Annotated in this window: 6 protein-coding genes; all 6 read left to right on the forward strand. The window is 64.1% G+C overall.

Going from position 1 to position 7,530, the window contains the following annotated elements; genetic code table 11:
• Nucleotides 1–3: 3 nt before the first annotated feature.
• The 6 genes from SF06_RS16475 to SF06_RS16500 all read left to right on the forward strand — a co-directional run bounded on the left by SF06_RS16475 (nucleotide 4) and on the right by SF06_RS16500 (nucleotide 7,390).
• Nucleotides 4–396: a VOC family protein gene (locus SF06_RS16475; RefSeq protein WP_027591480.1), complete on the forward strand. Its 393-nt coding sequence runs from the start codon at nucleotides 4–6 to the stop codon at nucleotides 394–396.
• A complete protein-coding gene (locus SF06_RS16480) occupies nucleotides 393–1,745 on the forward strand; it encodes an MmgE/PrpD family protein (RefSeq protein ID WP_039562709.1) in 1,353 nt (450 codons plus the stop codon). Before SF06_RS16475 ends, SF06_RS16480 begins: the two co-directional genes overlap by 4 nt.
• A gap of 140 nt (nucleotides 1,746–1,885) precedes the next feature.
• Nucleotides 1,886–3,091, forward strand: a complete 1,206-nt coding sequence (locus SF06_RS16485) for a CaiB/BaiF CoA transferase family protein (protein ID WP_027591478.1) — start codon at nucleotides 1,886–1,888, stop codon at nucleotides 3,089–3,091.
• 25 nt (nucleotides 3,092–3,116) lie between these two features.
• Nucleotides 3,117–3,935, forward strand: a complete 819-nt coding sequence (locus tag SF06_RS16490; protein WP_039562710.1) for an HpcH/HpaI aldolase/citrate lyase family protein — start codon at nucleotides 3,117–3,119, stop codon at nucleotides 3,933–3,935.
• Between the two features lie 131 nt (nucleotides 3,936–4,066).
• Nucleotides 4,067–5,080 (forward strand): TRAP transporter substrate-binding protein, encoded by a 1,014-nt coding sequence (locus SF06_RS16495; RefSeq protein WP_039562712.1) that lies wholly within the window; start codon nucleotides 4,067–4,069, stop codon nucleotides 5,078–5,080.
• Nucleotides 5,081–5,458: 378 nt separating this feature from the next.
• Nucleotides 5,459–7,390, forward strand: a complete 1,932-nt coding sequence (locus tag SF06_RS16500; protein WP_039562713.1) for a PAAR domain-containing protein — start codon at nucleotides 5,459–5,461, stop codon at nucleotides 7,388–7,390.
• Nucleotides 7,391–7,530: the final 140 nt, after the last annotated feature.

Below are 7,530 nucleotides of genomic sequence, written 5' to 3' on the forward strand. Positions count from 1 at the left end.
GTTATGCAGATCAGCCATCTCGACCATCTGGTGCTTACGGTGCAGGACATCGGGCGCAGCGTCGACTTCTACACCCGCGTGCTGGGCATGCAGCCGGTGGTGTTCGGTGAAGGCCGCAAGGCACTGGCCTTCGGCGAGCAGAAGATCAACCTGCACCAGGCCGGCGCGGAATTCGAACCGCACGCCCATCGCCCGACGCCGGGTTCGGCGGACCTGTGCTTCATCGTCGCCGAGCCGCTGGAACAGGTGATCGCCCAGCTGCAGGCCAACGGCGTCGAGATGCTGATGGGGCCGGTGATGCGCACCGGCGCCCAGGGACCGATCCGCTCCGTCTACCTGCTCGACCCCGATCTGAACCTCATCGAACTCTCGAATTACGTGGAGATGGCCGAATGAGCCAGCACACCCAAGCTCTTGCCGCTTTCCTTGCCGACCTGCGCTACGAGCAGGTGCCGGCCGCGGTTCTCGACCGCACCGAAGACCTGTTCCTCGACTGGCTGGGCTCGGCGCTGGCCAGCCAGGGCGCGCACCCGATTCCGCTGTTCGAGCGCTACGCCGAGAAGATGGGTCCGGCCGAAGGACGTTCCCGCATCCTGGTCAGCCGCCGCTCCAGCTCGGCCTACTTCGCCGCGCTGGTCAACGGCGCCAGCTCGCACCTGGTGGAGCAGGACGACCTGCACAACAGCTCCGTGCTGCACCCGGCCACCGTGGTGTTCCCGGCCGCGCTGGCCGCCGCGCAGGATCTCGGCAAGTCCGGCCGCGAGCTGCTGCTGGCCTCGCTGGCCGGCTACGAGGCGGGTATTCGCATCGGCGAATTCCTCGGCCGCTCCCACTACCGCATCTTCCACACCACCGCGACCGTCGGCACCCTGGCCGCTGCCGTGGCGGTCGGCAAGCTGATGGGCTTCGACAAGGAACAGTTCATCAATCTGCTGGGCAGCGCCGGCACCCAGGCCGCCGGCCTGTGGGAGTTCCTGCGCGACGCCGCCGATTCCAAGCAGCTGCACACCGCCAAGGCCGCCGCCGACGGTCTGCTGGCCGCCTACCTGACTGCCGATGGGCTGAGCGGGGCGCGCAACATCCTGGAAGGCGAGCAGGGCATGGCCGCCGGGATGTCGAAGGACGCCGATCCGCGCTGGCTGTCCGACCGCCTGGGCGAGCGCTGGGCGCTGGCCGAGACCAGCTTCAAGTTCCACGCCTCCTGCCGTCACACCCATCCGGCCGCCGACGCGCTGCTGGCGCTGATGCAGCGCGAGAACCTGACTGCCGACGAGATCGCCCGGGTGACCACCCGCGTGCACCAGGGCGCCATCGATGTGCTAGGTCGCGTGCAGGTGCCGCAGACCGTGCACCAGGCCAAGTTCTCCATGGGCACCGTGCTGGGCCTGATCGCCCTGTACGGCAAGGCCGGCCTGACCGAATTTCACACCCACGCGCTGACCGACCCCCGCGTCGGCCAGTTCCGCGACAAGGTCAGCATGCTGCTGGATCCGGAAGTGGATGGCGCCTACCCGCAGCGCTGGCTGGGCCGCGTCGAGGTGGTCACCGTCGATGGCCGCACCCTGACTGCCGCCGTGGACGATCCCAAGGGCGATCCGGGCAACACCCTGAGCCGCGCCGAGCTGGAAGACAAGTTCCGCCGCCTGGTGGCCTTCTCCGGCGCGCGCAGCGCCGCCGAGGCCGGCGTGCTGATCGACCGCGTCTGGCGCCTGCGTGACACCTACGACCTGGGCGGCCTGGCCTGAAGGCCGGAGCGTTTCCGTAGGGTGGAAAACGACCCCAGGCCTTTTCCACCGAATGCCGAGCGCATGGATTTGAAACGCGTGGAAAAGGCTTCGCCGTTTTCCACCCTACGGACTGAACCGAATTTGCAGGAACACCGGATATGACCGTACCGAACAACAACATCCGTCCGCTGGACGGCATCACCGTCGTCAGCCTGGAACACGCCATCGCCGCGCCGTTCTGCACCCGCCAACTGGCCGATCTGGGCGCGCGGGTGATCAAGGTCGAGCGTCCCGGCGCGGGCGACTTCGCCCGGGGCTATGACGAGCGCGTCGACGGCCTGGCCTCCCACTTCGTGTGGACCAACCGCTCCAAGGAAAGCCTGACCCTGGACCTCAAGCAGGACGATGCCATGCAGGTGCTCGACCAACTGCTGAGCCAGGCCGACGTGCTGGTGCAGAACCTGGCGCCGGGCGCCGCCGCGCGCATGGGCCTGTCCTTCGAGGTGCTGCATGAGTGCTACCCGCGCCTGATCGTCTGCGACATCTCCGGCTATGGCGAGGGCGGCCCCTACGAACAGAAGAAGGCCTACGACCTGCTGATCCAGTCCGAAGGCGGCTTCCTGTCCGTCACCGGCGGGCCCGGCGAGGACGAGATGGCCAAGGCCGGTTGCTCCATCGCCGACATCGCCGCCGGCATGTACGCCTACACCGGCGTGCTCTCGGCGCTGATGCTGCGCGACAAGACCGGCAAGGGCAGCCGGGTGGACGTGTCCATGCTGGAAAGCCTGGTGGAGTGGATGGGCTACCCCCTGTACTACGCCTACAAGGGTGCCACTCCGCCGCCGCGCGCCGGCGCCGCCCATGCCACCATCTACCCCTATGGCCCGTTCCCGGCTGGCGATGGCAAGACCGTGATGCTGGGCCTGCAGAACGAACGCGAGTGGGTGGCCTTCTGCGAGAAGGTGCTGCTCAAGCCGGAACTGGCCCGGGACCCGCGCTTCTCCGCCAACTTCAAGCGCTCGGAAAACCGCGCCGAGCTGCGCGCCATCATCGTCGAGGTGTTCAGCAGCCTGACCGCCGACGAGGTGATCGCCCGCCTGGATGCCGCGCCCATTGCCAACGCCCATGTCAACGACATGGCCGGCGTCTGGGAGCACCCGCAGCTCAAGGCCCGCCAGCGCTGGACCACGGTGGGCAGCCCGGCCGGCGAATTGCCGGCGCTGCTGCCGCCGGGCCGCAACGCCTCCTTCCAACCGCGCATGGACCCGGTGCCCGCGCTCGGCGAGCATACCGAGCGCCTGCTGGGCGAGCTGGGCTACGCCGAGGGCGATATCCAGCGCCTGCGCCAGCAGGGCGCCGTCTGATCCCCTTACAAGAAGGACATTCTTCATGAGCAGCATCGTTCGCTCCGCCCTGTTCGTGCCGGCCACCCGCCCGGAACGTATCGCCAAGGCCCTGGCCACCGGCGCCGACGTGGTCATCGTCGATCTCGAGGACGCCGTGGCCGAGGCCCAGAAGGTCGAGGCCCGTGACAACCTGGAGCGCTACCTGCACGACAACCCCGACGTGCGCGTCTTCGTGCGGATCAACGGTTCCCTGCATGCCCAGCATCTGGAGGATCTGGAAGTCTGCCGCCGCTATGCCGGTGTGGCGGGCATCCTGCTGCCCAAGGCCGAAAGCGCTCGCCAGGTCGAGCGCGCGGCGGAATGTGGCAAGCCGGTCTGGCCGATCATCGAGAGCGCGCTGGGTCTGCAGCGCCTGGAAGAGATCGCTCGCGCCAAGGGGGTCGAGCGCCTGAGCTTCGGTGCGCTGGACCTGGGTCTGGATCTGGGCCTGGCCAGCGGCACTGCCGCGGCCGAGCGCATCCTCGATCAGTCCCGCTACGCCATCCTGCTGCAATCGCGCCTGGCCGATCTCGCCGCACCGCTGGACAGCGTGTTCCCCGACTTCCAGGACGCTGACGGCCTGGCCCGCCACACCGCCGACATCCGCGACATGGGCTTCGGCGGCCGACTGTGCATCCACCCGAAGCAGGTGGAGGTGGTGCACGCCACCCTGATGCCCAGCGAAGCGGAGCTGGACTGGGCCCGCCGCGTCATGGCCGGCTTTGCCCGGGGCGAGGCGGTGTTCGTGGTGGACGGGCAGATGGTGGACATGCCGGTGGTCGGCCGTGCCCGGCGCCTGCTTGAGCGTGCCGGAGAGCAGTAAACGTTCGCGCGGGCGGCGATGTGCCGCCCGCATCCATTCCTTCGTTTTCAGAGGAGCGCAATAGACACCAGGGAGGGACCGCTGCCCTGTCAGGGCTTCAACGCTTACAACAACAATGAGGTAAACACCCCATGCGCAACTTCACTTTCAAAGCGCTCGCCTGCGCCATGTCCCTGTCCTTTGCCGGCCTTGTGCAGGCGGCGGACCCCATCGTCATCAAGTTCGCCCACGTGGTGGCGGACAGCACGCCCAAGGGGCAGGGTGCCCTGCTGTTCAAGCAGATGGCCGAAGAGCGTCTGCCCGGCCAGGTCAAGGTCGAGGTCTACCCCAACTCCTCGCTGTACGGCGACGGCAAGGAAATGGAGGCCCTGTTGCTCGGCGACGTGCACATGCTGGCGCCCTCGCTGGCCAAGTTCGAGCCCTACGCCAAGTCCATCCAGATCTTCGACCTGCCGTTCATCTTCGATGACATCCACGCGGTGGATCGCTTCCAGGCCAGCCCGCAGGGCCAGGCGCTGCTGCGCAGCATGGAAGGCAAGGGCATCACCGGCCTGGCCTACTGGCACAACGGCATGAAGCAGCTGTCGGCCAACAAGCCGATGCGCCTGCCCAAGGACGCCCGCGGCCTCAAGTTCCGCGTGCAGGCCTCCAACGTGCTGGACGAGCAGTTCAAGGTCATTCGCGCCAACCCGCGCAAGATGAGCTTCGCCGAGGTGTACCAGGGTCTGCAGACCGGCGTGGTCAACGGCACCGAAAACACCTGGTCGAACTACTTCAGCCAGAAGGTGCATGAGGTGCAGCCGTACTTCACCGCATCCGACCACGGCGCCATCGACTACATGGTGATCACCAACACCAAGTTCTGGAAGGGCCTGCCCGAGAATATCCGCAGCGAACTGCAGGACGTGCTGAACGATGTGACCAAGGAGGTGAACCGCCAGGCCGACGACCTCAATCGCGAAGCCCGCGAGTCCATCGTCAAGGCCGGCACCAGCCAGATGATCGAACTGACGGCGCAAGAGCGTAACGAGTGGCGTGAAGCCATGAAGCCGGTGTGGAAGAAGTTCGAAGCCGAGATCGGCAAGGACCTGATCGACGCCGCCGTGGCGTCCAACAACCCGGACAGCGTGGCCGCCAGCCACTGATCCTGCGTTAACCCTGAGTACATCCTCTTTGCCCGTCGGCTCCCGGAGTCGACGGGCCTTTTTTTGCGAGCCACCCAATTGAATTGCGTTCTCGATGCTGATGGGCAGAACCGACTGTCAATTGGCCGAATCAAGCGTTCGTTTCGCCTTGCGGGATTGCCGATAAAAACGCCAGTTTCACAACTTCCTGATCCCGGTCCTGGTGTTGCATTGACAAAGCAAGTTCTTCGCTACAGTATTTTTTGCGAATATTACCTGCAGTTAATTGTGCAGAAAGTTGCACAACTATAATGGATCACAGGGTTTGAAAAACTAATTCAAACCGAATAATCGTCGCCGATCCCACAGAGCCCAACGGGATCCACAAGGAAGTCTGTCATGTCAGGAAAACCCGCCGCCCGCCAGGGCGATGCCACCCTCTGCCCACTTCCGGGGCACGGCAACAGCCCCATCGCCACCGGCTCGCCAGACGTCCTCATCGACGGTCTGCCCGCCGCGCGTATGGGCGACACCACTGCTTGCGGCGCCGCCTTGAACGGCAATGTCATTCCGAATCTGTTGATCAATGGCCAGCCCGCCGTCGTGCTGGGCAGCCTGGGTAGCCACGGCAACGTGGTCGTCGGCGGCTCCGGCACGGTAATCATCGGCAACAGTGCGGCCGGTGCATCTTCTTCCGTCAGCACATCCTCCACCTCAGATGCGAGCGCGGGTGCAGCAGCAACATCCACCCCTGCCGCCACGCAGGCACTGCGTACCGCCGAAAGCAGGCTGGCCAGCAGTCAGTCCGAGAGCTTCGACCAGGATGCCGCACTGGAGGAGGCCCCGTTCGAGGAGGAAGAAGAGGAGGAAGAGCTGATCGCCGAGAGCCGCCAGGCCATTACCCTGCGTGTCGGTTTCTTCTTCGACGGGACCGGGGACAATGCCGACAATATCGCGCGCGGCAATCAGTGCCGGGCCAGCCAGTTGGGGCTTGATTCGCAGGACGCACAGAATCTGCTCGACCATTGCTTGCCTCATCAGATGGATCCGATGAGTAGTTATGGTCGGGAGAGAACCAACATCGCGAAGTTGTTTGATTTTTACATGGATGACTCAGCTCGGTTGTTAGAGAAGCATGAACGCAAAGCCATGCTGAGAGTCTATATCGAGGGCGTGGGGACTGAGGCTGGGCAGCCTGATAAGATTTTTCCGGATATGGCGCTTGGTAGAGGCCGAAATGGAGTTTTAGAAAAGTTTGAGTATTCAATAACTCAGCTTTCTGAGCTAATTGATGTATTTGCAAAAACAAACCCTCAATGCTCCGTATCAAAGATTGAAATAGACATCTTTGGCTTTAGTCGTGGTGCTGCTGCCTCCCGGCATTTCGTCAACGATCTTCGCCGAGGCCGGAGCTCGCAGCTTGCGCAAACCTTGCGCGGCGAGGAGTCTCTGGCTATGGACTTTGACTGGCGATTTGGCCATGGCGTGCGTGTCAACCTGATAGGACTGTTCGACACCGTGGCCGCCATCGGTACCTTCAGCGACGGCTGGGATGTGCATGACGACCGCAACGGTGATATCAGGCTTCACCTGGCCCCGGACAGCGCGCCCACGGTTATCCATCTGGTGGCCGGCGATGAATATCGCCACAACTACTCGCTCAACAGTACCCGTCCTGGCTTCAAGGATATCGTTATACCTGGCGCCCACGGCGATATCGGTGGGAGCTATCCAGCCGTGGCGGAAGAGCATTTGTTCCTGACTCGCCCCTTCATCGACATCGTCGATGAGCGGCTGCGCAAGGAAGAAAGCCTGGCCTGGCGGCGCGCCGAACAGGCTCTTGCGGAATGGCGGCAGCGAGGCCTGCTCGACCCCTGGCAGCCGGAAGGTCGCCTGTACATCGACTGCTGGGAGGTTCTGTCCAACCTACGCGAGGCACGTCCCTCCAAGGCGGTTTATGCACAGATCAAGCTGGAGCGGCGGGTGCGTGGAGAATACGGGCGCATCACGTTACGCCTCATGCATGCACTGGCTCGCGATGCCGGGGCGCCCTTTAAGGCTCTGGAGGAACATGATCCCCAAAACGCGATCCCGGCGTCTCTAACGCTAATTTCCGATAAGCTTCTGGCCTACGCCCGTGGCCAGTCCGCTCTGAACTTGTCCCCCGAAGAGATCACCTTGCTCAAGGCGCACTACCTGCACCAGTCTGCACACTGGAATATTTACCCGGGGGAAAGCGGCGCCATGACGGCCCACTTCGTCAATCGCCCCGCCAAGGACAACAAGCGCGCCATTCACGCAAACAAGGCCGAGGGGGTGTTCCAGCCATGAAACTCCTCTTGTTCGTAGTCCTGACCATGCTATCTGTGGCAAGCGGGGCAAACGAAACAGACCCTGCCGGCCGTTACGTGCTCAATGGCGTGCGGGAAATGGACTCGGCGCTGCTCCTCCGTAGTCTCTTTTACACATCT

Source organism: Pseudomonas flexibilis (assembly GCF_000802425.1).
GTDB lineage: Bacteria > Pseudomonadota > Gammaproteobacteria > Pseudomonadales > Pseudomonadaceae > Serpens > Serpens flexibilis.